Genomic DNA, 25,235 nt, shown 5'->3' with positions numbered 1-25,235 from the left:
AAGTGGGGGATGACGATGAAAAACGTAGCTAATCAACGATATTATTTAGTGCGTGAGGATGTATTGACAGATGCGATGCAAAAAACGTTAGAAGCAAAACAATTATTGCAAAAAGGCTCTGTTACTTCCATTTGGGATGCGGTAAAAGAGGTTGATTTATCTCGAAGCGCCTTTTATAAATATCGTGATGCTGTTTTTCCTTTCCATTCGATTGTGCAAGAACGTATTTTAACGGTGTTCATTCAACTGCAAGATCGTAAAGGTACACTTGCCAAATTACTAGAAACCGTATCGGATGCACATTGCAATGTGCTGACGATTCACCAAACAATTCCGATTCAAGGGCGTGCAAATGTTACGTTGTCATTGGACGTTACAAGTATGTCGTATGAGTTGGATGAACTCATTCGTAGCTTAAATCATCTTGAATTTATTGAATCGGCTGAAGTTATTAGCTCAGGTGCATTTTAACCTCTAGAATTTTACGCAGTTGCACCAAGGAATAACCAAATAATTAGGGCTGTCCAATCTGCTAGGGCAAATGGACAGTCCTTTCTTATAATAACATTTAACAGAAAATTTAGAACTTGAGATTGAGGTGCACGTTATGTCAGAAAATAAATGGGAAAAACGAATTGCCTATCTAGGTCCAGAAGCATCTTTTACATATTTAGCTGCAAAGGGTTTATACCCGCATGATTGGCATATTCCATATAAATCAATTCCGGAATGTATTGAAGCTGTATCGGAGGGGAAAGTCGAGCTAGCGGTTGTACCTGTAGAAAATGCATTGGAAGGTTCCGTGCCATTAACAATTGACTATTTATATCATGAAGCAGAGCTATTTGTAACAGCTGAAGTAATGTCAAAAATTCAACAGCATTTATTGGTAAATAAAAAGTTCGCTGAAAATTTAGAGATGCTGGAAGAAATATATTCACATCCACATGCATTGGCACAATGTCATAAATTTTTATTTTACACACATGGCAATGTGAAGCAAACACCATATGCTTCCACTGCAGCAGCTGCCGAGCTTGTTTCGCAAACCGAAGATCGCTGTATTGCAGCCGTTGCCAACCTTTCAGCAGCTGAAAAATATAACCTACATATTGCAGAACATAATATTCATGATTTCCATTTTAATCATACGCGCTTTTTTGTATTATCAAAGCAAAATATAAAGCATGGTTTAGTACCGTTACAATCACAGCCGAAAACAACATTTATGCTTACATTACCGACAGATGTGTCCGGTGCGCTTCATCAAGTATTATCTGTATTTGCATGGCGTAAAATAAATTTAAGTAAAATAGAATCACGACCATTAAAAACAGGACTCGGGAATTATTTCTTTATTATTGATATACTAGACGATGAAGAGGAACCGATGATGAAAGGTGCTCTGGAGGAGCTTAAGGCTCTTGGCTGCACAGTGAAGTCACTCGGCACATATCTTACTTATGTAACACCAGAATGAGGTGGAGATCTTGAGACGTCTTATACTATTTGATGGAGAATGCAACTTCTGTGATGCAAGTGTTCAATTTATTATAAAGCGTGATCCGAAAACATTGTTTAAGTTTACCTCACTTCAAAGTGATAGCGGGATTGACATGTTGAAAAAGTTTGGTGTCTCCGAAAAGACGGACAGCATTGTATTGATTGAAGGGGATAATTACTTTACTGAATCGACAGCAGCGCTTAAAATTGCACGAAATCTAACTGGCCTCTGGAAGCTGTGCTATATTTTCATTGTAGTGCCAAAACCACTGAGGGATATTGTCTATCGGTTCGTTGCAAAAAACCGCTACAAATGGTTCGGTAAAAAAGATGCATGCATGCTACCATCAGCAGAGCAGCGAAAAAGATTTTTATAAAATGAAGTTGTGCACTCGCGTCAATGGGTGCACTTTTTTTATGTTTAAACTGCGGAATAATGCGATGCTTCCCTCATTATATTAGAACATTGCTGTGGGATATTAGAAAATGATGATTGGATATTAGCAAATCCAACGGAGATATTAGATAAAAGTCATTGCATTTTAGCACAATGGGACGTTTTATTAGAAAATCGGGATTTTATTAGAAAAAATAAAATTATATTAGAAGATTTATAAATATATTAGAATTTCCCGCGTACTACTTAATTCAGTATCCTATTAATTAATTGTAATTAAATCAAACTTTTTAAAAACGGGGTTCGTCTAATTGATGAAAGGAGGTATTTCTGTGGAAAGTTATTTAATAAATGATACCGCTAAATTATCAAATGAAGCGATTATAGATGAATTAATGCAACATTACGGAGAAGACGTATTAAAGCTTGTCATGCAATATGTACATAATAACGCGGTTGCCGAGGATCTAACGCAGGAGATTTTCGTGAAATGCTACAAGGCACTTCCTTCTTTTCAATATGGTTCATCGTTAAAAACATGGCTTTGGCGCATTGCAATTAACCATTCAAAAGATTATTTGAAAAGCTGGTATGCCAAAAATGTCGAAGCAAAAGACGATGAAGTCTTTATGCAAGTAGAAAGCGGTACTTCCGTTGAACAAGAAGTCATACAGCAGCAGGAAGATGATAACTTAGTCAAGGCGGTCATGACACTGCCAGTCAAATACCGTGAAGTTATTTATTTATGCTATTACGAAGATCAGACGATGAAGGAAATGGCCGAAATACTGCAAATTAGTGAAAACACGGTAAAAACAAGGCTTCGAAAAGGAAAGCAGCTATTAAAAAAACATCTGGAGCGTGAAGAAAATGGATGATCGTTTAAAAAATTTGAAAAAAGCGATGGATCGCACCGCATTTTCCAGCACAAAGTTCACAGAGCAGCATAAAGAAAATGTCCAACGACAGTTAAACATCGATGAGTTGAAAAGGGTAATTTTATCACTTTTAATTGAATCAAAGTCCGGTATTGAAATCACGCAATTACTGCATGTAAGGGGAATACAGGATGTAATCAATAATGAGGGAATCATCTATTCAATTCTTCATGAACAGGAAAGGAATGGGTTTGTGCTCGCAAATTGGACGGACGGCGTTAAGCGGTATGAGTTAACGAAGACCGGAAAAAAACAATTACAGCAAGAGGGACAAATCAAACTGACATTGAAGGAGCGGCTATTGGGGGTGCGTATGCATGCAGAGTGAACGTTTTTTAAATAAAGTAACAGCTTTTATTCGTTCAAAAGAAGCTCAGGTACATGTATATGATGAATTAAAGCACCATATAGGACATTCGAAAAATACCTGGTTAGAAAAAGGGTATACACCCGATGAAGCGGAACGAAAAGCAATTGATGAAATGGGCTCACCATCCACACTCGGAAAATCGATGGACAAGATTCACCGGCCCAAAGTCGATTGGCTGTTAATTAGTTTAGTTGCACTTCTATTAGGGGCAAGCTTTATCCCGATTTTAACATTTGATAGTACCGTTATTTTTGGGGCAGATATGACTGATTATTTTATTCGAAGCAAATGGGTACACCTTCTTTGTGCCGCCATATTGATTGCGGCACTGATGTATATCGATTATCGGAAGCTGGAGCGTTTCAGTCTAGCTATATATTTGGGTGCACTTATTTTGTTAATGATATTAAATTATTTTCCGACAGCTATGGTTTCTGGGCAAAGCTATTTAATGGTAGGGCCGGTACAGATTCAGGCTTGGACCGTTTTACCATTGCTGCTCGTTGCTTGGGCAGGCTTTTTTACACAGAAAAAATTTAGAAGTTGGCAGTTAATCGTCTTATTTGTTGTGCCGTTATGGTTTATTTTAAGTGCGCCAAATCTGACAGCAGCCCTTATTTATGCAGGGGTCGTTACTATTTTGTTTTATTTAAGTGACTACTCGCTAAAATCGAAAATTATGACAAGTATAACTGTGATAGGCCTAATCGCTAGTACAATGTTTCTGATTACTCCGCAGCTGCATTATTACCAGCTTGTACGTATCTATGCTTTTCTGAATCCGGAAAGCTATGCCACACAGGAAGGCTATGTTTATTTGGCAATCAAAAATGCATTAAATGAAGCTGGATGGTTTGGGGCAGAGACGATCCGATATATTCCGGAAGGGCATACAGATTTTGCTTTAGTACAGCTTATCCAGGAATTTGGTTACATTGCAGGAATTGCTGTCGTAACGATATTATTCGCCATCGCAATTCGTATACTTTGGAAAGCAAAACAATTAGCCCGTTCATATGGCAAATTGCTTGTAATCGGAGCAGTATCTTTTTATTGCATGCAGTTTGGATATTCTGTGGCAATGATTCTTGGTTGGTTGCCGATTATCGGATTATCGCTTCCGTTTATAAGTTACGGTTTTACATCTCTTCTCCTAAACTCATTTGTCATCGGTATTGCACTTAGCGTGTATCGCCGGAAGACATTCATCGGGAGTGGTGTGCAGCAGAACTACTCATAAGTAAAACAGCTTATTCATTAGACAAGGTCTTTTTGAATAAGCTGTATTTATTAGTTTTCGATTAAAATGCCCCGCTGACGTAATTTCTCTTCGGCCAGATTCAAGCTTTCTTCAGAAGTCGAGCTAATGACGTGTAAGTGTGTACCGTCCGTTAATGCAGAAAGATAAAGGGCATTAGTTTCTTGAACCCGTTTTACAAAATGCTCCACTTCCAAGCGGTTTGATACCATAATCGAAGCGGTAATTTCTCCGTATACCGGATGCTCGACAATAACGCTTTCGACCATAACCCCACAATCGACCAATATAAATAACTCTTCTTTTGCTTCCTCTGCATTATGCATGCAGACAATTTTACGTTGTATACGCGTTTGTTGTACGTTATGCATATAAATATAACCTTGGCTTGTAGCGACAATAGGCTCGTTTCGTGCCTTTAATAAATTCATATCATTTACAATGACCTGTCTCGAAACATTTGTATGCTTTGCTAATTCTGTACCTGTTAGCGGTTGTACTGCATTCTTTAATAATGCAAGCAATTCTAGACGGCGTTCTTCGCCTAATAATTTTTTCATCAATTCCACCTCAATTAGCATACCAGTTACATTACATCTTATCATAATTATAGTGTACTTACTGTGAACATTGTGGCAATAGCACAATTTATGCATATGCTATTACGAGAAAAGGAGGAAAGATGTGCGCGTTCATATTGTTCAAAAGGGAGATACTTTGTGGAAAATCGCAAAGCAATATGCGATTGGTTTTGAAGATTTAAAAAGATTAAATGCACATTTAGCTAACCCTGATTATATTGTTCCAGGGATGGAAATATATTTACCAGATTCCGTGCAGAAAAAAGAAGTGAAGCAAGTTGTAAAGGAACAGCCAAAAGTAGTGAAGGAGCAGCCAAAGCCTGTGAAAGAGCAACCCGTTCAAATGCCGGCACCCGTTCCAACACCGGTACCTATGCCGCAGCCACAAAAGCCACTTTGGCAAGGGGACATTTATTTGCAGCCTACTCCTCAGCCAATGCCGATGCCAATGCCAAATTGGCAAACGAATGTTCATGTACAACCAACATTTGAAAACAATATTACACAACCACAACCCGTCTATATGCCACAGATGATGCCACAACAACCTATTATCATTCAACAACCACCACAGCCACAACCACAGCCGCAGCAACCAGTCTTCGAACATCAGCCACAGTTTATTCACCCAATGCCAATGCCGATGCCAATGCCAATGCCTCAAATGCCAGTGTGTCCTTCATGCCATAAAATGCCAGTGCGTCCTATGCCGGCTTGCCCGTCATGTCATCGGATGCCAATGGAAATGCCGATGCATCAAATGCCGGTTTGTCCGTCATGTCATCGAATGCCAATGGAAATGCCGATGCATCAAATGCCGGTGTGCCCATCATGTCAGCACATGACAATGGAATCAACAATGTATATGCATCCGCAAATGCAACCATATATGCATATGGAACATCCAATGCATATGCAAATGCAGCCAATCTATCAAGATGAGTCTTCAGTAAAAAGAAACCATTGCCCGGATAAAGAGCAATTAGTAAACCATTACTATAATGAAATTGATTATATGATGCACCAACAAAACCCTTGCTGTCACCCACAAATGATGCCTTATCCAGCAAGTATGATGCCTCAAATGCAACCGATGCCACAACCGCCGAAGTCATGTCAATAGTCATAAAAGAGAATTGCTGGAAGTGGGATACACAAAAAGGGTCTTATTTTATGAAGTATTATGAAGATGGATTTATTGCACAAAAAGTGAAAATGATTCATCGTGAGCTTGAAAATATACAATTCCCATATCATATTCCTGTAGAAGAAAATGAAGAGCCAAATATTTTAAAACAACGATGGTTTGATGGGAAAAGTGTTGATTATAAGCGGTTTGAACATCAGTATTTTGCTATTTATGCGCTCCAACAATTGCATGAAACCAATGAAAAAATTAATTGGAATGAAACAGGCATGCTTTCATTGTACCGAATGCCGGAGAAGTGGATGAGGCGCTTCGAACGCTTTATTGCAAATGAAAGAGAGCTAAGACGCTTATTAAAAAACAATTATGACGAATTAGTTAAGCATGCGTCCTATGCGTTAAATACAATGGCGCAAAGGACTGTACCTTCTGAAACTAAGACAATTTTACATGGGGATGTCGTTCATCATAACGTGATGTTACGTGGTGAAGAAGTAAAGCTTATTGATTTTGATTTAGCTTCTTTAGGAGAAGCATCAGATGAGATTATTTTATGGCTTCATCGCGTAATGCCACAAACTAAATATAATTTACAGCAGGTAATGAATGATCATCCTTATTTACAGATTGTTCAGCCGAAGCTTCATTATTTGAATTACCCTAATGAAATTTTGAGGGAATGTTTATTTTATCTCAAATTAAGCGACCGACAAAAAATTGCCTGCTATCCATTCATCCAATCAATTGTGTATGGGTGGCTTAAATATAAAGATTCTTTAGCAGAACAAATTGAAATTTTGCAAAATTAAATTGTAGCATATAATTCTGTGATACAAGATAAAGAATATGATAAACTTAAGGCTGTCTTATAGGACAGTCTTTTTTGTATTTAAAAATGCATAAAATCGAAATCGGTATCCGCATGGCTGTTAGTCTCGAATAAAAGCAACGTACGTTCGGTAACTTACCTTTTCGTATGCTATAATAAATCGAGAAAAGTGAGGGATGAACGATGTATGATTATTTAAAAGGACAAGTAACCAGAGTTACACCAGAATATATTGTATTAGAACAACAAGGCATTGGCTGGATGATCTTTACTCCCAATCCATATGCATTCCGAATTTCAGCAAGCGATCAGCAAATATTTGTGTCCTTGCAGGTAAGGGAAGACGCACAAAATTTATATGGATTTAATAGTTTGGAGCAGCGTGAATTATTCAAAAAACTAATTCAAGTATCAGGTATCGGTCCAAAAGGTGCACTGGCGATTTTAGCTAGTGGGAACCCTACTTCCGTAATACAGGCAATTGAAATGGAAGACGAAGCATTTTTAATCCGATTCCCTGGTGTAGGTAAAAAAACAGCACGCCAAATGATTTTGGATTTAAAAGGAAAGCTCGATATGCTGCTTGATTCGGTGGAATTACCGAGCGCAGAAAATGAGCTGCCGTTATTTGGTGTTAATCCAAATGAACATGAACTTCAGGAGGCAATGCTTGCTCTACTGGCATTAGGCTACTCCGAAAAGGAACTGGATAAGGTTAAACCACAATTAAGTGAAGATGAAAGTTTAACGACGACGGATGCCTATATTAAACAGGCATTAAAGCTATTGTTGAAATTGAAATAAAAAAGGAGTGAGATAACATGTCAGACCGTGTACTTTCAGGTGAAGCAACAGATGCCGAAGAGCAATTTGAGCTTTCTTTAAGACCGCAGCGTTTAGTGCAATACATAGGTCAAGATAAAGTGAAGGAAAACCTTAAAATATTTATCGAAGCCGCTAAGCTACGTCAGGAAAGTCTTGACCATGTACTCCTTTATGGTCCACCAGGTTTAGGAAAAACAACATTAGCTATCGTTATCGCTAATGAAATGAATGTAAACGTAAAAATGACAAGCGGTCCGGCGATTGAACGACCAGGGGATTTAGCAGCAATTTTAAGTTCTCTCGAAGCAGGTGACGTACTTTTTATTGATGAAATTCATCGTTTGCCACGTGCTATTGAGGAAGTACTATATTCAGCCATGGAGGATTTCTGTCTGGATATTGTTGTCGGAAAAGGTCCAGAAGCACGTTCGATTCGTTTAGAGTTGCCGCCATTTACACTTGTTGGTGCGACGACACGAGCAGGCGCTCTTTCTGCACCGCTTCGTGATCGTTTTGGTGTTTTGGCGAGACTGGAATATTATGATGAACAGTCGCTGGCGGAAATTGTTATTCGATCGGGCGAATTGTTTGGGGTTGCATTAAATGAACAAGCGGCCTATGAAATTGCAAGACGTGCCCGTGGAACACCACGAATAGCAAATCGTTTATTAAAAAGAGTTCGTGATTATGCACAAGTATTAGCAGACGGTGTTGTTTCGCACAATTTGGCGAAGCAAGCATTGGAGCTTCTACAAGTTGATCCAAGAGGACTTGACCATATAGATCATAAACTGATGCAGTCGATGATTGAACGTTTCGGTGGTGGTCCTGTTGGTTTAGATGCGCTAGCAGCATCCATCGGAGAAGAAAGAATTACAATTGAGGATGTGTATGAGCCGTTTTTATTGCAAATTGGCTTTATTCAACGTACACCACGTGGTCGGATAGCTACAAACCTATGCTACGACCATTTCGGTTATCCGCCGGCACAAAAAGAATAGAAGGAAGTAATGACCGTGAAAGTAGAAGATTTTGATTTTCATTTACCAGAAGAATTAATTGCCCAAACACCATTATTAGACCGTACAGCGAGCCGCTTAATGGTCGTTAACCCAAACTCTTTGGAAGTTGAGCATCATACATTTGCTCATATTTTAGATGAACTAAAAGCAGGGGATTGTCTCGTATTAAACGATACACGGGTGCTGCCGGCTCGGTTAATGGGGACTAAAGCAGACACAGGTGCCAATATAGAATTATTACTATTAAAGCAAACAAATGAGGATGAATGGGAAACGCTAGTTAAACCTGCAAAGCGTGTAAAGGTCGGAACGGTTGTCACATTTGGTGATGGACTGTTGACTGCAACATGTACTGGCGAACTAGATCATGGCGGACGCACATTTAAATTTACGTATGATGGCATTTTTTATGAAATCCTGGATAAACTGGGTGAAATGCCTTTGCCACCATATATCCGTGAAAAGTTGGACGACCAGGAACGTTATCAGACAGTTTTTGCAAAGGAACGTGGATCTGCAGCGGCACCGACAGCGGGACTGCATTTTACTGAGCCTTTACTAGAAGCTATAAAAGCAAAGGGTGTAGAAATCGTGTTCATCACATTGCATGTAGGGCTTGGTACATTCCGCCCTGTAAGTGTTGATTCCATTGAAGACCATGATATGCATTCAGAATTTTATAGTGTATCGGAAGAAGCTGCAGCTGCAATTAACCGTGTGAAGCAAGCAGGAGGGAACGTCATTTCGGTAGGAACTACTTCTACTCGTACCCTTGAAACTGTGGCATCAAAAAATGATGGGAAAATTGTGGCATCACAAGGATGGACAAATATTTTCATTTATCCAGGATTTGAATATAAGGCAATTGATGGTCTTATTACGAATTTCCACTTACCGAAGTCAACATTAGTCATGCTTGTCAGTGCGCTTGCTACGAAAGAAACAATTATGAATGCCTACGAAAAAGCAGTTGAAGAAAAGTACCGTTTCTTTAGCTTTGGAGATGCAATGTTCATTCGACCAGGGAAGTAATTTGCAATTCAGGTAACATATCGATACAATTATTATTTGTGTGCACCTACTACAACAGTGGTAGGTGTTTTCATTCGAAGTAGTGTTCTTACTTTAGAAACGAGAGGATTTTTTATTATGACAGAAACAACAAACCAAGTACCAATTCGATATGAATTAATTAAAACATGTGCCCAAACAGGAGCTCGTTTAGGGATTGTCCATACACCACATGGTTCATTTGAAACACCGACATTTATGCCCGTTGGTACACAAGCTACCGTGAAGGCGATGAGTCCTGAAGAATTAAAAGAAATGAATGCAGGAATCATTTTATCTAATACGTATCATTTATGGCTTCGTCCAGGAAATGATATTGTAAAAGAAGCGGGTGGCCTACACAAATTCATGAACTGGGACCGTCCTATTTTAACGGATTCAGGCGGTTTCCAAGTATTCTCTTTATCAAAGTTCCGTAAAATTGAAGAAGAGGGCGTTTATTTCCGTAATCACTTAAATGGAGACAAGCTATTTTTATCTCCGGAAAAGGCAATGGAAATCCAAAATGATCTAGGCTCTGATATTATGATGGCATTTGATGAATGTCCACCATTCCCAGCAACATATGAATATATGGAAGCATCTGTTGATCGTACAACACGTTGGGCAAAGCGCTGTAAAGAAGCACATGCACGTCCAGACGAGCAAGGGCTATTTGGTATTATTCAAGGCGGGGAATATGAAGAGTTGCGCCGTAAATCTGCTGAAGCTTTAGTAGAGCTTGATTTCCCAGGTTATGCAATCGGCGGTTTATCTGTTGGTGAGCCGAAAGATATTATGAATAAAGTATTAGATTTTACTGCACCAATGATGCCGGCAAATAAACCACGCTATTTAATGGGTGTCGGTTCACCAGACTCTCTAATTGATGGGGCAATGCGCGGAATTGATATGTTCGACTGTGTACTGCCAACACGTATTGCACGTAATGGTACACTCATGACTTCTGAAGGACGTATGGTCATCAAAAATGCAAAATACGCTAAAGACTTTACGCCAATCGATGAAAATTGCGATTGTTACACATGTAAAAACTATACACGTGCGTATGTACGCCATTTATTACGTACAGAAGAAACATTCGGTTTACGTTTAACGTCATACCATAACTTACGCTTCTTAATTAAATTAATGGAAGATGTACGCCAAGCGATTCGTGAAGACCGTTTAGGTGATTTTAAAGAAGAATTTTTCGAAAAATATGGTTATAACAAACCAAATGCAAAAAACTTCTAATAATATGTTCGAAATCCGAAAATTAATATAATTTTTTAGAAAAAGTAGAGTTTTTTTGAGCAAAACTTAACAATTCTATACTATACTAGGTAAGTGAGAAAGAGATAGAGAAAGGGGGCAATTTAAGAATGGAAGGCTTAGTACAATTTTTACCTATTATCGTAATGTTCGTTGCGATGTGGTTCATTTTAATTCGTCCAGCACAAAAACGTCAAAAAGCAACAGCAACAATGCAAAATAGCTTAAAACGTGGAGATAAAGTAGTTACTGTAGGTGGCTTACACGGAGAAGTAGATGCAATTGAAGATACGGTTGTTTATTTATTAGTTGACGGAAATACTCGTTTGAAATTTGAGCGCCAAGCAATTGGTCGTGTAGAATCAGTTTAAACGAATGAAAAAAGCTTGCGGAAATGTTAATTTTCCGCAAGCTTTTTGTATCTTTCCTACATTTTTGTACAAGCTAAAATGTAAGAAAGAGGTGAGCGAAATGAATGATTATATGATTATTATTATACGAACAGTTCTTTTGTATATTATTTTACTTGTTGTATTTCGACTTATGGGCAAACGTGAAGTTGGTGAGCTAAGCATTGTTGATTTGGCGATTTTTGTATTGATGGCTGAAGTTGCGGCACTTGCACTAGATGACATACATAGAGAGTTTTCAAAAGCAATATTACCAATTATATTATTGTTTTTAATTCAGTATTTAAACTCTTGGTCTATATTAAAAAATAAACGATTACGTGACTTTATTGAAGGCGATCCTACAATGGTCATTAGAGACGGCTGGATTTGTGAATCTGAAATGAAAAAACAGCGATACAACCTAGATGATCTGCTCCAGCAGCTTCGTGAACAGGGAGTCTGCTCTGTACAGGATGTAGCCTATGCATTTTTGGAACAGTCCGGTAAATTATCTGTTTACAAAAAAGATCAAGGTGGATTTATTTTGCCATTAATACTGGATGGTTATGTTGATAAAAGACATTTGAAAATAATGGGAAAAGATGAAGAATGGCTGGTGCATGAATTATTAGTCAATGGATATCCCAATATAAGGGACATTTTTTATTGTACGTATGAAAATGAAAAGTGGTTTGTCCAATTACGAGCGCGAAAAAATTGATCGGATGTAATGGAAATCATTAATTCGAATTTGTTTTGTAATGAATAGTAATAACATTACGACACCAATAGTAACGAAACAACTAGTAAATAACGGTATGCCTTTCGTGAACAATGGCAAAGCAATGCAAGTAATGATGAAAATACCGTAAGGCAGGAAAAAGAATCTAAAGCCAACATTGATTTTCTTCTGTTGCTTAATGGAGGCAATATGCAGGAAAGACGTGATTAATACGCCAAAACCAATGGCGATAATTGCCCCTTTTTCCTGAATAGATGGCTGTGATGCCAAGAAAAACAGAATGAAAAGTTTTCCAATACCGCCATAAATGGAATTCATCATAGCAGCCTGAGCTTCATCGATTGCTTGTAAAATTGAATGAAGCGGACTTTGAATATAATAAAAATAAAAAATTGGTGCCAATATTTTCATATAGCCACGGTTTTCTTCTAAATGGAAAAGAACCATTGTCAGTTCATCTCCATGCAAAAAGAATAAAGAGGCGGCTAAACAGCCAATTAATGAAGACAGTCTTAAAGAATGTGTCACCCGTTTATTCACCAATGTGTAATTACCGCTGGCCATAGCACTGCTTACTGCAGGGATGAGGACAATTGCCAGAGCTGCTGGGATAAATGCCGGGAATAGTAGCAACGGTATGTGAACACCCGAAATAATTCCGTAAAGTGTTGTAGCAGCACCTGCTGCTAAACCAGAAACAGTTAGGGCTTTTAGGAATATAATCGGCTCTAAAAACCATGTAAATGTTCCGAATAATTTACTGCCTGCTGATGGAAGCGCAATATTAAAAATCGGTTTTGCAAACGAACCGCTGCTGTTGCCTTTTTTAAATGCTTTACTGGACCTTTTATAGAAGTAAGCCAAAAATAATAAAGAAAAGATTTCACCTATTGCTGTAATACCCATTGCTGCAGCTGCTGTTATGGCAGGTGATTCAGAAATAAAGTACGGTAATAATACAACAATTAGACCGATTCGAACAAGTTGTTCAAGAAGCTGTGCCCATGCAGTAGGAGCAATTTTTGCTAAGCCTTGCAAATATGCTTTTATCAAGCTTGAAAATACAACGATAGGAATTGTGAATATGCTAATATAAAGTGTGAAAATCAAATTTTCATTATGTAATAGCACTTTTGCAATATACGGGATGCTAAAATAAACGAATGGACTAAATAAAATAATAGAAATAGCAGAAATTTTTATAGCCGTTTTCATAATTGTTGCAACATGTTCAACTTTTCTTTTTGCGGAGTATTCTGCAATTAGCTTAGAAATTGCAATGGGAATACCTAATTGAATAAGAGAAATGAAAAAAATAAAGGTCGGATAAGCTGTCATATAAAGTCCGACAGCCTCTTCTCCAGCAATACGCATAAACTGCATTCTGTAAATAAACCCAAGACATTTAGAAATGAATATGACAAACATTAAAAATAATGTTCCTTTTAAAAATGAGCCCAAATAACTTCAATATTCTCCCTTCTCAATTTAATTTCATTCAGATACAATAAAGTATGCAATACTAATCGCAGTTAAAACCTAAGTATAGGAGTGATCGAAATGCAAATTCCATTTTTCAGTCTTTACGAAAAAGTTCAGCTTATATTGACGAACAAAATTGAGGAATTCCATTACTATGGATATGATGCTCTAACAGAACAGGATTTATGGAAATATTGTGTCGACAAAGTTTGGCGCAAACAAGATGTGCAGAACTTACGATTACATGAGTTAACGTCTGGCATTTTTGGCACTACCGCTTCAGAAGTACTAAATTATGTGCAAATTAGCGATTTCAAACGCAATGAATTAAATTTAAAACTTTCGGAAGAAGAGCTTCAGGGGTTATTCCATCCTCTTAAGGAATAGGGATAAAAGAGATAGTATAAAAAACAAATTATCTAGTAATAATTTGACAGTTTCCACAAGCTGTTTCATAATGAGAGTGTTGCGCTTTTTAAAGTATCGATGTTATTTTTAGAAAGCGATAAAAAATTTGTGCTATAGATACATAGATTTTTGTAGTTATTTTTACGTTTTACATCACAGTGCTTTTCTTGTGATATTGAGGAGGATTTTTTAATGAAATTAGCAAACCGTATCATTACGTTTATCCTAGTAGTAGCATTGCTATTTACAGGGATGGGCACAACGGTAGAGAAGGTTTTAGACGACGTAAAGCTTGGTTTGGACCTTCAAGGTGGATTTGAAGTACTGTATGAAGTGGAATCTCTTGTGGATGGACAAAACATTACACAAAGTGTATTGGCAGATACAACAACTGCATTAAACAATCGTATTAATGCATTCGGGGTTAGTGAGCCAAGCATTCAAATTGAAGGAGAAGACCGAATTCGTGTACAGCTTGCAGGTTTAGCAGATCAAGCTTCTGCCCGTGAGCTTTTATCAAGTACAGCGAATTTAACATTCCGTGATGTAAACGATAATATTTTACTCGATGGGACGGATTTAAAGGAAGGTGGCGCAGCTGCGTCATTTGACCAGCAAAATCAGCCAATCGTAACATTAACTTTAAAAGATGCATCAAAATTTGCTGAAGTTACTCAAAAAGTAATGAGCATGGGTGCTCCGAATAACCTATTAGTTGTTTGGTTGGATTTTGAAGAGGGCGTAGATTCATACGCTGCAGAAAGTCAAAAGCCGCCTGGCGAACAGAAATATCAATCAGCTGCATCAGTAACGCAAGTTTTAAATACAACAGATGTTATGATTTCGGGTAACTTCACAGTAGAAGAAACGAAAAACTTTGCATCTGTATTAAATGCAGGTTCTTTACCTGTAAAATTAACAGAAATATACTCAACATCGGTTGGTGCTCAGTTTGGTGAAGACGCATTAAATGATACGGTACTGGCTGGAGTAATTGGCGTATTATTAATTTTCATCTTTATGTTACTGTACTACCGCTTACCTGGTTTTATTTCGATTGTTACGTTATCAGTTTTCACTTATTTAGTTTTAATCGTATTTAACGGAATTAATGCAGTATTAACTTTACCAGGGATTGCTGCCATCGTATTAGGTATTGGTATGGCTGTAGATGCAAATATTTTAACAGCTGAGCGTATTCGTGAAGAATTACGTGTAGGACATACTGTTAAAGACGCATATAAATTGGGTTCCAAACAATCTTTATCTGCGATTATCGATGCGCAATTAACAACGCTGCTTGCAGCTGTAGTTTTATTCTATTATGGGACAAGTTCTGTAAAAGGTTTTGCAACTACATTAATTATTTCGATTTTATTATCTTTCGTAACAGCTGTTTGGGGATCTCGCATGTTGCAAGGTTTACTTGTTAACAGTGGATACTTTAACAATCCAGCATGGTTTGGTATTAGTAAATCGAAACAGCATTCGCTTAAAGAAGGAACTACATCATTAGAATTATCAACAAAATTCGATAAACTTGATTTCGTTGGAAACCGTAAAAAGTTTTACGCGTTGTCTTCAATCATTTTAGTAGTTGGTATTATAGTACTTGGTGTATTTAAGCTGAATCTCGGCATTGATTTCTCTCAAGGTACACGAGTGGAAATTGGATCAGATACAGCATTAACACAACAGGAAGTTATCGATTACTTAGATGAGATTGGGTATGCAAATGAAGATGTAGTTATTTCCGGGGATGAGCAAAATGTTGCCGTAATGCGTTATAAAGAAGACTTCTCTCAACAAGAAGTACTGGACTTCAAAGCGCAGGTAAATGAGCAATTTGGTCAGGAGCCAAGCTTAAGTACGGTTTCCGCTACAGTCGGTAAAGAGCTGGCCAAAAATGCAATGTATGCTTTAGCGTTAGCTGCAATAGGAATAATCATTTATGTAGCAGTTCGATTTGAGTGGCGTATGGGTCTTGGTGCTATTGTGTCATTATTGCATGATATATTCTTTATTGTCGTGATTTTCAGTATATTACGTTTGGAAGTAGACATTACATTTATAGCAGCAGTATTAACAATAGTTGGTTATTCTATTAACGACACAATTGTAACGTTTGACCGTATTCGTGAAAATATTGATCGTCAAGAAAAAATTACATCAAAAGAAGAGCTGGCAGTTATCGTTAATAAATCACTTCGTCAAACGATGGGACGTTCTATCAATACTGTCTTAACAGTTATTATTGTTGTCTTGGCGCTTATTTTCCTAGGTGCCCCTTCAATTCAGAACTTCTCAATCGCTTTATTAATTGGTTTAGTTACGGGTATCTACTCTTCAATCTGTATTGCAACACAAGTTTGGTATTCTCTAAAATGCCGTGAGATGGACAAAAAAGGTACATCTGTAGTGAAAAAAGAGAAAAAACAATGGGGTTCAGACGAGCCACAAGTATAATAGTATTGGAAGCATGCAATTTTGTTTATAAGACAAAATTGCATGCTTTTTGTTTAGGTTAAAACGATATAAGGAATAACCTTTAATGGATACACCATTAAAGGAGGGCATTTTATGAAAATACAGTGGACATTAGTTATAGGTCTTATTTTTGCTATTATTATCGCTATTTTTGCTACGGTAAATGTAGACAGTGTCCCGGTAAACTATATTTTCGGAGAAGCCAATTGGCCATTAATTTTAGTGATTTTAGGATCAGTGTTAGTCGGATTTATTATTAGCTTTTGTTTTTCGGCATTTCGAATGTTAGGGAGCAAGCGTCAATCAAAATTAGTGAAAAAAGAGCTGGATGATACACGTGTTTTGTTAAATGAAAAGGATGCTGAAATTCTACGTTTAAAAGAAGAATTACGTAAGCGTGATGAATCTACATTAAAAGTAAAAGAAATTCCGGTTGAATATGATACAAATAAAGAATGGACAAAATAATGGAATTCTTCAATGTTATGCTATCTAAAAGTGATAAACTTTTGGGTAGCACTTTTTTAAGTGTAAATTTATCTCTTCTAAACCCTATATTAGAATGGTATTTTACGAAATTATCTTTAGGAAACGCACGTGATTTTCGGTATAATGTACTGCATGAGGAAGTGAATATATATGATACAATCACAAAAAGTTTGGAAAATAGAGGAACAAGATGAACAACTAATTAAACAACTAAGTTCACAATTAAATATTTCATCTATCGCAGCAAAAATTTTAATTGCAAGAGGCTGTGAAAATTCAGAGCAGGCAGCCTCCTTACTAAAAATTGATGAAAGCCAGTACCATGATCCTTTTTTAATGGCGGGAATGGAAGAAGCCATTACTCGTATTGAAGATGCATTAGAGAACGGGGAAAAGATTTTAGTATATGGAGACTATGACGCGGACGGTATTACAAGTACGACTGTGTTAATGAATGCCTTACTTGATATAGGGGCAGATGTAAGCTTTGTTATTCCTGATCGATTTACACATGGGTATGGTCCAAATGAAGAACTTTTCCGAAAAGCATATGCAGATGGCGTAAATTTAATAATAACTGTCGATAATGGTATTAGTGGCATCGAACAAGTGAAAGTAGCACGGGAGCTCGGGATGGATGTTATCATTACTGATCACCATGAGCCAGGGGATGTATTACCAGACGCAAATGTTATTATTCATCCACGTATACCTGAAGGACATTATCCATTCGGAGAGCTTGCTGGAGTGGGGGTAGCCTTTAAGCTAGCGCATGCTTTATATGGCGAGATACCTGATCATTTATTTGAATATGTAGCAATTGGGACGATTGCCGATTTAGTACCTCTAGTCGGGGAAAACCGCTTTTTGGTACAGCGAGGTCTCCAAGCGTTACAACAGTCTACAAACCCTTGGGTAAAAGCAATGTGTGAGGCGTCAGGAACCAATCAAAGAGAGATTAATGAAGAAACTGTAGGATTCTATTTTGGTCCTAGGTTAAATGCGATCGGTCGCTTAGGAAGTGCAGAGCCAGGTGTGCATTTTTTAATGAGTGAAGATCCGCTGCAGGCAAATGACCTTGCAAAACAGTTAAATGATAAAAATACTGAACGCAAAAAAATAGTTGAGGATATTAGCAATGAAGCGATTTCTATGATTGAAAATAATGAGGACTTAAAACAATCGCTTGTTTTAGTAGTTGCTGGAGAAGGATGGAATCCCGGGGTTGTTGGTATTGTGGCTTCCCGATTAGTGGAAAAATATTATCGCCCGACTATTGTTCTTTCCATTAATCATGAAAAAGGAATTGCAAAAGGTTCTGCCCGTAGTATCGAAGGGTTTCATTTGTACAATGAACTGGCGAAAAATCGCGATATTTTACCTCATTTCGGTGGACACCCGATGGCAGCAGGTATGACATTGCCAATTGAACATGTCGAAGCTTTGAGAACACGTTTAAATGAACAGGCTAAAGCATGTTTATCGGAGGAGCAACTGGTACAAAAATTGCAAATTGATGTTCCTATTGATTTAAATGAAATTACAGTTGATGCAATACAGGAAATACGTAAATTAGCGCCTTTTGGTACGGAATTTCCAAAACCGATTTTTGCTATTCAAAATGTGAAAGCAAAATCGCTTAGAAAAATTGGGTCAGCTGAAAATCATTTGAAGATGGAGTTGGAGGATGCTTACAATTCATTAGATGCAATCGGTTTTAATAAAGGTTATTTACATGACGAAATATCCTATGGCATCGCTTTATCTTTAGTAGGGGATTTACAAATTAATGAGTGGCAAGGTAATAAAAAGCCGCAATTTATGGTCCAGGATGTACGTATTAATGAGTGGCAACTATATGACTATCGTGGAAAAAGTCAAACAAGCAATTGGGTAGCGAAGGTCAATATTGAAAAAACGGATTTTATTGCGTTTTTTAAACAGACGAAAGATCACTTTGAACAAGCGATTCCAAAAGAGATTATACACTTTACAGATGAGGTGAATCCCTTAACGCTTCATAAAAATATTGTTTTGCTTGATTTACCTGAAAACTTTTTACTGTTGGAGAAAATACTAAATAAAGTACAGATTGAACGGATTTATGCACATTTCCATACGGATCAATCTGCTTATTTTAACGGAATGCCGACACGAGATCATTTCAAATGGTATTATGGCTTCTTAAAAAAACGTCCTGCTTTTAACTTAAATGAGCATATCCAGAAATTGTCGGAACATATTGGCCTAAATATGGAAGTAATTAAATTTATGACAACAGTGTTTTTTGAGCTAGGATTTGTTACAATAGAGAATGGTCTGACGACAGTAAATGAAAATGTACCAAAACAAGCATTGTCAGAAGCCCCGTCATATAAAATGCGTTCACAACAAATCGAGCTTGAGCAGAAGCTTGTATATGCTACATACAGCGAGCTTAAACAATGGTTTAATGAACGATTGAGTTCTTGAGGAGGACATAGGAAGAATGGATTTAAAACAATACGTAACAACAGTTGAAAACTGGCCGAAAGAGGGCATCAGCTTTAAAGATATTACGACAATCATGGATAACGGTCCTGCATACAAATATGCAACTGATGAAATTGTTAAATATGCAAAAGAAGTTGGCGCAGAAATTATTGTTGGTCCAGAAGCGCGCGGATTTATTATCGGTTGTCCGGTAGCTTATGCTTTAGAAATCGGTTTTGCACCAGTACGTAAACCAGGTAAATTACCTCGTGAAGTCATTTCTGCAGATTACGGTTTGGAATACGGCACAGATACGTTAACAATGCATAACGATGCTGTAAAACCAGGTCAAAAGGTTTTAATCTGTGATGATTTACTTGCAACAGGTGGTACAGTGGAAGCAACTGTACGCTTAATTGAGCAATTAGGCGGCGAGGTTGTAGGCGCTGCATTTATTATTGAGCTTACAGAATTAAATGGTCGTAACAAAATCGGATCTGTTCCGATTAAAACATTAATTCAATATTAATTTATTATCGAACTATCTCGCATGTTTATGTGAGATAGTTTTTTTTCAATGAAATTAATTGCTAATAGCTGTTCAATAATTCTACAAATTTCGACTTTCTGCAAAACTAAATGACCGCGTGTCTTTACATTTAGTAGCTATCTTTTATACAATTGAAGTTATACTTATTGCGAAAATTAAAAGAACAGGTGGACTAATGATGGCGAAAGAACAAATATTGGCGCCCGAAGATGTTTTCGAGCTCGTCAAATCTTATATGAACGAAGAACATGTTACCTTTGTTGTAAAAGCATATGAGGTAGCAAAAGAAGCCCATAAAGAGCAGTTCCGTAGCTCTGGAGAACCATATATTATTCACCCAGTACAAGTAGCAGGTATTTTGGCAGAACTGCAAATGGATCCTGAAACAGTATCCGCTGGATTTTTACATGATGTCGTAGAAGATACAGACGTAACACGTGAAGATTTAGTGAATGAATTTAGTGAAGAAGTTGCCAAGCTTGTAGATGGTGTAACGAAGCTTGGGAAAATTAAATACATGTCAAAAGAAGAGCAGCAGGCAGAAAACCATCGAAAAATGTTTGTCGCTATGGCTCAGGATATCCGTGTCATTTTAATTAAACTGGCAGACCGTTTACACAATATGCGAACATTGAAACATTTGCCGGCTGAAAAACAGCGTCGCATTTCACAGGAAACACTGGAAATTTTTGCTCCTTTAGCGCATCGTTTAGGAATTTCGAAAGTGAAGTGGGAGCTGGAGGATACGGCATTACGCTATTTAAATCCCCAGCAATATTACCGGATAGTAAGTTTGATGAAGAAAAAGCGTGATGAGCGTGAAGCCTATTTAGACAATGTAATGGATGAAATTAATTCGCAACTTCAGGAAGTTGAAATTGAGGCGGATGTTTATGGTCGTCCAAAACATTTATATAGCATCTATCGGAAAATGGTTCTTCAAAAGAAGCAATTCAATGAAATTTATGATTTATTGGCTGTAAGAATTTTGGTCGATAGTATTAAAGACTGTTATGCAGTTATTGGTATTATCCATACATTATGGAAGCCAATGCCTGGCAGATTTAAAGATTATATTGCGATGCCAAAGCAAAACTTATATCAATCTTTGCATACAACGGTCATTGGTCCATATGGTGATCCATTGGAAGTGCAGATTCGTACGAAGGAAATGCATAAAATTGCTGAATTTGGTATCGCCGCACATTGGGCATACAAAGAAGGCAAAACAGTCGAGCGAAGTAAGGAAAATATAGACCAAAAATTAACGTGGTTCCGCGAAATCCTGGAATTCCAAAACGAATCATCAAATGCGGCGGAATTTATGGAATCATTAAAATTCGATTTATTTTCAGATATGGTTTATGTATTCTCGCCATTAGGGGATGTTATCGAACTTCCGGCGGGCTCTGTCCCAATCGATTTTGCGTATCGTGTCCATTCTGAAGTCGGAAATAAAACAATCGGTGCAAAAGTTAACGGCAAAATGGTGCCTCTTGATACTCCATTAAAAACAGGGGATATTGTGGAAGTTTTAACTTCAAAGCAATCATTTGGGCCAAGCCGTGACTGGATTAAGATTGCCCAAAGTTCTCAAGCAAAAAATAAAATAAAACAGTTTTTCAAAAAGCATGTGCGTGAAGAAAGTGTAATTAAAGGTAAAGAGCTTGTAGATAAAGAAATAAAAGCACAAGAGTTTGATATGAAGGTAGTTTTAACTCCAGAAAATATTAAACGCGTTATTGATAAATTTAACTATACACATGAAGATGATTTATATGCAGCTGTTGGTGTCGGCGGGATTACAGCCCAACAAATCGTCAACCGATTAGCTGAGAAGATGCGAAAAGAGCGTGAACAGGAAGAAGCGCTCGAAAAAATCGTTAAAAGCATGAACAATCCTACACCTAAAAAACGTACTGAATCTGGTGTTATTGTTAAAGGGATTGATAATTTATTAATTCGTCTTTCACGCTGTTGTACGCCGGTACCGGGTGATGATATTGTCGGGTTTATAACAAAAGGTCGAGGTGTATCAGTACACCGAGCTGATTGTCCTAATATTCAGGAAGATGGCAACTTAGAACGTCTTATTGAAGTGGAATGGGAAAATGATGGTACACAAATACGCAAAGATTATCCGGTAGATATCGAGATTTCTGCGTTTGATCGTCCTGGTATTTTAAATGATGTGATGCACGCAGTAAGTGAAGCGAAAACAAATATTTTAGCAGTTACAGGTAGAGCTGATCGTGAAAAGATTGCTACGATCCATTTAACAATAGCGATTACAAATATTTCAGGGCTTCATCGAGTAGTGGAGAAAATAAAGCAGCTTCCGGATATTTATTCGGTACAACGTGTCATTAATTAATTTATAGATAGAGGTTATGTTATGCGAGTAATACTACAACGTTCAAAACAGGCTTCGGTAACAGTGGACGGACAGAAAACTGGTGCCATTGATAAAGGTTACGTGCTGTTAGTCGGCATTACACATAGCGATACAGAAGAGGATATTGCCTATGTGGCAAAAAAGATTACTGATTTGCGCATTTGGGAAGATGATGAAGGGAAAATGAATCGTTCTATACTGGAAGTTGGCGGCGACATTTTATCCATTTCCCAATTTACTTTATATGCTGATACACGTAAAGGAAAACGACCGAGCTTCGTGGAAGCAGCAAGACCAGAGCAGGCTGAGCCTTTATGGAATGCTTTTAATGAACAATTAAAAGCACATGGCTTACATGTTGAAACAGGCGTTTTCGGTGCAATGATGGATGTAGCACTTATTAATGACGGACCAGTTACAATTACTATTGAGTCGAAAGCTAAATAATCAATGAACGCATCACTCCTTGAAAGCATATTGTACAGTATGCATACAAAGGAGTGATTTTTTGGTTCAAATGAGTACTTTTCCTAACGCTTATTGGTTGGAAGCAATTCAAAATTATTTAGGTCAAATGGTTGCGGTACAACAAGATGGGAATCGAGTTCAACAAGGAGTTCTAGCAGCTATCTGTCCAGATTATATTGTGCTTGATGTTTGCCAAACACCGTTTTATATTCGGATTGATAAAATTGTATCGATTATGCCGTTTTTGAAAAAATAAAGTATGATTTGGTCTATGCACCCCCTAATTGTCATAAGCTTACTATGACAATTAGGGGGTGCTTTATTGTTTCAACGCGTTAATCGTTTAGCAATTGATTTACCACAAGTTGAATATGGTGATGCAAATGCAGCGAGTGCTGTACAAGAACTGTTAGGCGGGAAATTCGGGGAGATGTCGACTCTCAATAACTATATGTATCAGTCGTTCAACTTCCGAGGAAAGAAAAAACTAAAGCCTTTTTATGACTTAGTTGCGAGTATTACAGCAGAAGAGTTTGGACATGTTGAACTCGTTGCCACTACCATCAATTTATTAAGCAAGGATACAACGTTTTCCGGAAACCCGAATCTTGCTCCGATGATGAACGCTAAAAATATGCGCAATACACAAAGTTTTATTGCATCTGCACAAACATCTTTACCTGTAGATTCGATGGGGAAACCATGGAATGGCGAATATGTATTTTCAAGTGGAAATTTAGTGCTTGATTTACTGCATAATTTCTTTTTGGAATGTGGAGCACGAACTCATAAAATGCGTGTATATGAAATGACTGATCATCCAACAGCACGTGAAATGATCGGCTATTTATTAGTACGCGGCGGAACACATGTTGTTGCTTATGCAAAAGCAATTGAGATGGCAACAGGATTGGATGTAACGAAGATGCTTCCGATACCTAGCCTTGATAATCATGTATTTGATCATGCGCGGAAGTATGAAGATCGCGGATATGGAAATGTACTGTTTACGTGGAATTACGTAGGAGATTATCAGGATATCAATAAAATCTGGAAAGGACCACATCCATGGACGAATGCTCCCCTCATTGTAGAGGAAGGAATGCCAAAGGGTGCAAAAATGCCGGATTTAGACGAATTACCGGAAGAATTTGCTCCGGGAATCGGTCCGGAAGAATTTCAGATGATTGCGAAACGACTCATGTCCAATATATAAAATAAAGGCTGTTTTGGGAAAGTAAACAACTTCCTATAACAGCCTTTTCTTCACATTATTTCATATTTTTTTGACGTCATTCACTTATGCCTTCACAGTAATTAACAACTGTTTGGAAATCCAAATCCCCACCGAATATGGACAGTGCACTCCCGATCGTTACATGTAATTTACCGTTTGAAATGGCTTCAAACTTTTTTAAATCATCCAGCGAACGAACTCCTCCAGCATATGTCGTTGGAATCGTTGTCCATTCAGCCAAATCACGTACTAATTCCTCCTGCATGCCTCCGCGTTTTCCTTCAACATCCACTGCGTGAATAAGCAGCTCATCGCAATATGCTTCAATGTCTTTTATCGATTGTGCATTTACTTCAAAATCACTGAATTTTGTCCATTTATCTGTTACTACATACCATTTATCATCGCGCTTGCGGCAGCTTAAATCAAGGACTAGATGTTCTTTCCCGATTTTTTCAACTAAGTTTTCCAATCGATTTAGATCAAGCAATCCATCGTGAAAAATATATGAAGTGACAATGACATGTGATGCACCGGATTCGATATATTTTTGTGCATTCTCTGCAGTAATGCCGCCACCAATTTGCAGTCCATTTGGATATGCATGTAATGCACAAATTGCTGCTTCCTCATTCCCAGGACCAAGCATAATAACATGTCCGCCTGTTAGTTTGTTTTGCTGGAATAATGAAGCGAAATACGAGGCATCTTGATCCGATGTGAAATTTTCAATGACTTCTTTATTATCATATCCAAGCGTACTCCCGACAATTTGCTTAACTTTCCCGTCATGTAAATCAATACAAGGTCTAAAGTTCATGTTCTTCACTACTTTCTCTTGAAATCTATTCCTATCATAACATTTTAGTGTGCTAAATTAATAGAAAAATCAGACGGGACAAGTCATGCATTATATAG

The 25,235-nt window shown here is 37.6% G+C and carries 26 protein-coding genes; 23 read left to right on the top strand and 3 right to left on the bottom strand.

Features of this window, described 5'->3' with window-relative positions; genetic code table 11:
* Nucleotides 1-15 precede the first annotated feature (15 nt).
* From H9635_RS11100 to H9635_RS11075, 6 genes are all read left to right on the top strand, one after another.
* On the top strand, nt 16-471 hold the full coding sequence (locus H9635_RS11100) for an ACT domain-containing protein (protein ID WP_191700351.1): 456 nt from the start codon (nt 16-18) through the stop codon (nt 469-471).
* 136 nt (nt 472-607) lie between these two features.
* Nucleotides 608-1,480: a prephenate dehydratase gene (gene pheA, locus H9635_RS11095; RefSeq protein ID WP_191700350.1), complete on the top strand. Its 873-nt coding sequence runs from the start codon at nt 608-610 to the stop codon at nt 1,478-1,480.
* 10 nt (nt 1,481-1,490) lie between these two features.
* Complete coding sequence (locus tag H9635_RS11090) at nt 1,491-1,880, top strand: thiol-disulfide oxidoreductase DCC family protein (protein WP_191700349.1); 390 nt, start codon at nt 1,491-1,493, stop codon at nt 1,878-1,880.
* A 352-nt stretch (nt 1,881-2,232) separates the two neighbouring features.
* Nucleotides 2,233-2,778 (top strand): sigma-70 family RNA polymerase sigma factor, encoded by a 546-nt coding sequence (locus tag H9635_RS11085; protein ID WP_191700348.1) that lies wholly within the window; start codon nt 2,233-2,235, stop codon nt 2,776-2,778.
* Nucleotides 2,771-3,166, top strand: a complete 396-nt coding sequence (locus tag H9635_RS11080) for a helix-turn-helix transcriptional regulator (RefSeq protein WP_191700347.1) — start codon at nt 2,771-2,773, stop codon at nt 3,164-3,166. Before H9635_RS11085 ends, H9635_RS11080 begins: the two co-directional genes overlap by 8 nt.
* Nucleotides 3,156-4,448 carry an FtsW/RodA/SpoVE family cell cycle protein gene (locus H9635_RS11075; protein ID WP_191700346.1) on the top strand — a complete coding sequence of 431 codons (1,293 nt, stop codon included), beginning with the start codon at nt 3,156-3,158 and terminating at the stop codon, nt 4,446-4,448. Before H9635_RS11080 ends, H9635_RS11075 begins: the two co-directional genes overlap by 11 nt.
* A 50-nt stretch (nt 4,449-4,498) precedes the next feature.
* Here the strand turns inward: H9635_RS11075 and H9635_RS11070 are convergent, their stop codons facing one another.
* Nucleotides 4,499-5,026 carry a transcription repressor NadR gene (locus H9635_RS11070; RefSeq protein WP_191700345.1) on the bottom strand — a complete coding sequence of 176 codons (528 nt, stop codon included), beginning with the start codon at nt 5,024-5,026 and terminating at the stop codon, nt 4,499-4,501.
* Nucleotides 5,027-5,150: 124 nt separating this feature from the next.
* Here H9635_RS11070 and H9635_RS11065 point away from each other — a divergent pair, with 124 nt between their 5' ends.
* The 8 genes from H9635_RS11065 (at nt 5,151) to H9635_RS11030 (ending at nt 12,308) form a co-directional block, all read left to right on the top strand.
* Complete coding sequence (locus H9635_RS11065) at nt 5,151-6,170, top strand: LysM peptidoglycan-binding domain-containing protein (RefSeq protein ID WP_191700344.1); 1,020 nt, start codon at nt 5,151-5,153, stop codon at nt 6,168-6,170.
* 50 nt (nt 6,171-6,220) lie between these two features.
* Complete coding sequence (locus H9635_RS11060) at nt 6,221-7,003, top strand: phosphotransferase (RefSeq protein WP_191700343.1); 783 nt, start codon at nt 6,221-6,223, stop codon at nt 7,001-7,003.
* A gap of 203 nt (nt 7,004-7,206) precedes the next feature.
* Entirely contained in the window at nt 7,207-7,827 is a 621-nt protein-coding gene (gene ruvA, locus H9635_RS11055) for a Holliday junction branch migration protein RuvA (RefSeq protein WP_191700342.1), read from the top strand.
* Between the two features lie 17 nt (nt 7,828-7,844).
* Nucleotides 7,845-8,849 carry a Holliday junction branch migration DNA helicase RuvB gene (ruvB, locus tag H9635_RS11050; RefSeq protein ID WP_191700341.1) on the top strand — a complete coding sequence of 335 codons (1,005 nt, stop codon included), beginning with the start codon at nt 7,845-7,847 and terminating at the stop codon, nt 8,847-8,849.
* A gap of 15 nt (nt 8,850-8,864) precedes the next feature.
* A complete protein-coding gene (gene queA, locus H9635_RS11045; protein ID WP_191700462.1) occupies nt 8,865-9,902 on the top strand; it encodes a tRNA preQ1(34) S-adenosylmethionine ribosyltransferase-isomerase QueA in 1,038 nt (345 codons plus the stop codon).
* Between the two features lie 117 nt (nt 9,903-10,019).
* On the top strand, nt 10,020-11,177 hold the full coding sequence (tgt, locus tag H9635_RS11040; protein WP_191700340.1) for a tRNA guanosine(34) transglycosylase Tgt: 1,158 nt from the start codon (nt 10,020-10,022) through the stop codon (nt 11,175-11,177).
* 128 nt (nt 11,178-11,305) lie between these two features.
* The gene (yajC, locus tag H9635_RS11035) at nt 11,306-11,566 is read left to right on the top strand and encodes a preprotein translocase subunit YajC (RefSeq protein WP_191700339.1); all 261 of its coding nucleotides are present in this window, start codon (nt 11,306-11,308) and stop codon (nt 11,564-11,566) included.
* A 100-nt stretch (nt 11,567-11,666) separates the two neighbouring features.
* Nucleotides 11,667-12,308, top strand: a complete 642-nt coding sequence (locus H9635_RS11030; RefSeq protein ID WP_191700338.1) for a DUF421 domain-containing protein — start codon at nt 11,667-11,669, stop codon at nt 12,306-12,308.
* Here the strand turns inward: H9635_RS11030 and H9635_RS11025 are convergent.
* Nucleotides 12,288-13,757, bottom strand: coding sequence for a putative polysaccharide biosynthesis protein (locus tag H9635_RS11025; RefSeq protein ID WP_263617090.1), 1,470 nt, complete (start codon nt 13,755-13,757; stop codon nt 12,288-12,290). The genes H9635_RS11030 and H9635_RS11025 overlap by 21 nt on opposite strands.
* 132 nt (nt 13,758-13,889) lie before the next feature.
* Between H9635_RS11025 and H9635_RS11020 the strand changes: the two genes are divergently transcribed.
* The 9 genes from H9635_RS11020 (at nt 13,890) to H9635_RS10980 (ending at nt 24,296) form a co-directional block, all read left to right on the top strand.
* Entirely contained in the window at nt 13,890-14,198 is a 309-nt protein-coding gene (locus tag H9635_RS11020; protein ID WP_191700336.1) for a post-transcriptional regulator, read from the top strand.
* A gap of 213 nt (nt 14,199-14,411) precedes the next feature.
* Nucleotides 14,412-16,685, top strand: coding sequence for a protein translocase subunit SecDF (gene secDF, locus H9635_RS11015; protein ID WP_191700335.1), 2,274 nt, complete (start codon nt 14,412-14,414; stop codon nt 16,683-16,685).
* Nucleotides 16,686-16,799: 114 nt separating this feature from the next.
* Entirely contained in the window at nt 16,800-17,174 is a 375-nt protein-coding gene (locus tag H9635_RS11010; protein ID WP_191700334.1) for a LapA family protein, read from the top strand.
* A gap of 171 nt (nt 17,175-17,345) precedes the next feature.
* The gene (gene recJ / locus H9635_RS11005; RefSeq protein WP_191700333.1) at nt 17,346-19,667 is read left to right on the top strand and encodes a single-stranded-DNA-specific exonuclease RecJ; all 2,322 of its coding nucleotides are present in this window, start codon (nt 17,346-17,348) and stop codon (nt 19,665-19,667) included.
* Nucleotides 19,668-19,683: 16 nt separating this feature from the next.
* A complete protein-coding gene (locus H9635_RS11000; protein WP_191700332.1) occupies nt 19,684-20,196 on the top strand; it encodes an adenine phosphoribosyltransferase in 513 nt (170 codons plus the stop codon).
* 199 nt (nt 20,197-20,395) lie between these two features.
* Nucleotides 20,396-22,591, top strand: coding sequence for a RelA/SpoT family protein (locus H9635_RS10995; RefSeq protein ID WP_191700331.1), 2,196 nt, complete (start codon nt 20,396-20,398; stop codon nt 22,589-22,591).
* Nucleotides 22,592-22,612: 21 nt separating this feature from the next.
* The gene (gene dtd / locus H9635_RS10990; RefSeq protein ID WP_191700330.1) at nt 22,613-23,059 is read left to right on the top strand and encodes a D-aminoacyl-tRNA deacylase; all 447 of its coding nucleotides are present in this window, start codon (nt 22,613-22,615) and stop codon (nt 23,057-23,059) included.
* A 70-nt stretch (nt 23,060-23,129) separates the two neighbouring features.
* Entirely contained in the window at nt 23,130-23,336 is a 207-nt protein-coding gene (locus H9635_RS10985) for a YuzF family protein (RefSeq protein ID WP_225223674.1), read from the top strand.
* 66 nt (nt 23,337-23,402) lie between these two features.
* Nucleotides 23,403-24,296: a manganese catalase family protein gene (locus H9635_RS10980; protein WP_191700328.1), complete on the top strand. Its 894-nt coding sequence runs from the start codon at nt 23,403-23,405 to the stop codon at nt 24,294-24,296.
* A 76-nt stretch (nt 24,297-24,372) separates the two neighbouring features.
* Here the strand turns inward: H9635_RS10980 and hisA are convergent, their stop codons facing one another.
* Nucleotides 24,373-25,137: a phosphoribosylformimino-5-aminoimidazole carboxamide ribotide isomerase gene (hisA, locus tag H9635_RS10975; protein WP_191700327.1), complete on the bottom strand. Its 765-nt coding sequence runs from the start codon at nt 25,135-25,137 to the stop codon at nt 24,373-24,375.
* Between the last annotated feature and the right edge of the window lie 98 nt (nt 25,138-25,235).

Source organism: Solibacillus faecavium (assembly GCF_014836905.1).
Lineage (GTDB): Bacteria > Bacillota > Bacilli > Bacillales_A > Planococcaceae > Solibacillus > Solibacillus faecavium.
The sequence above is the reverse complement of the archived record's forward strand: the minus strand, read 5'-3'. Positions and strand labels throughout refer to the sequence as shown.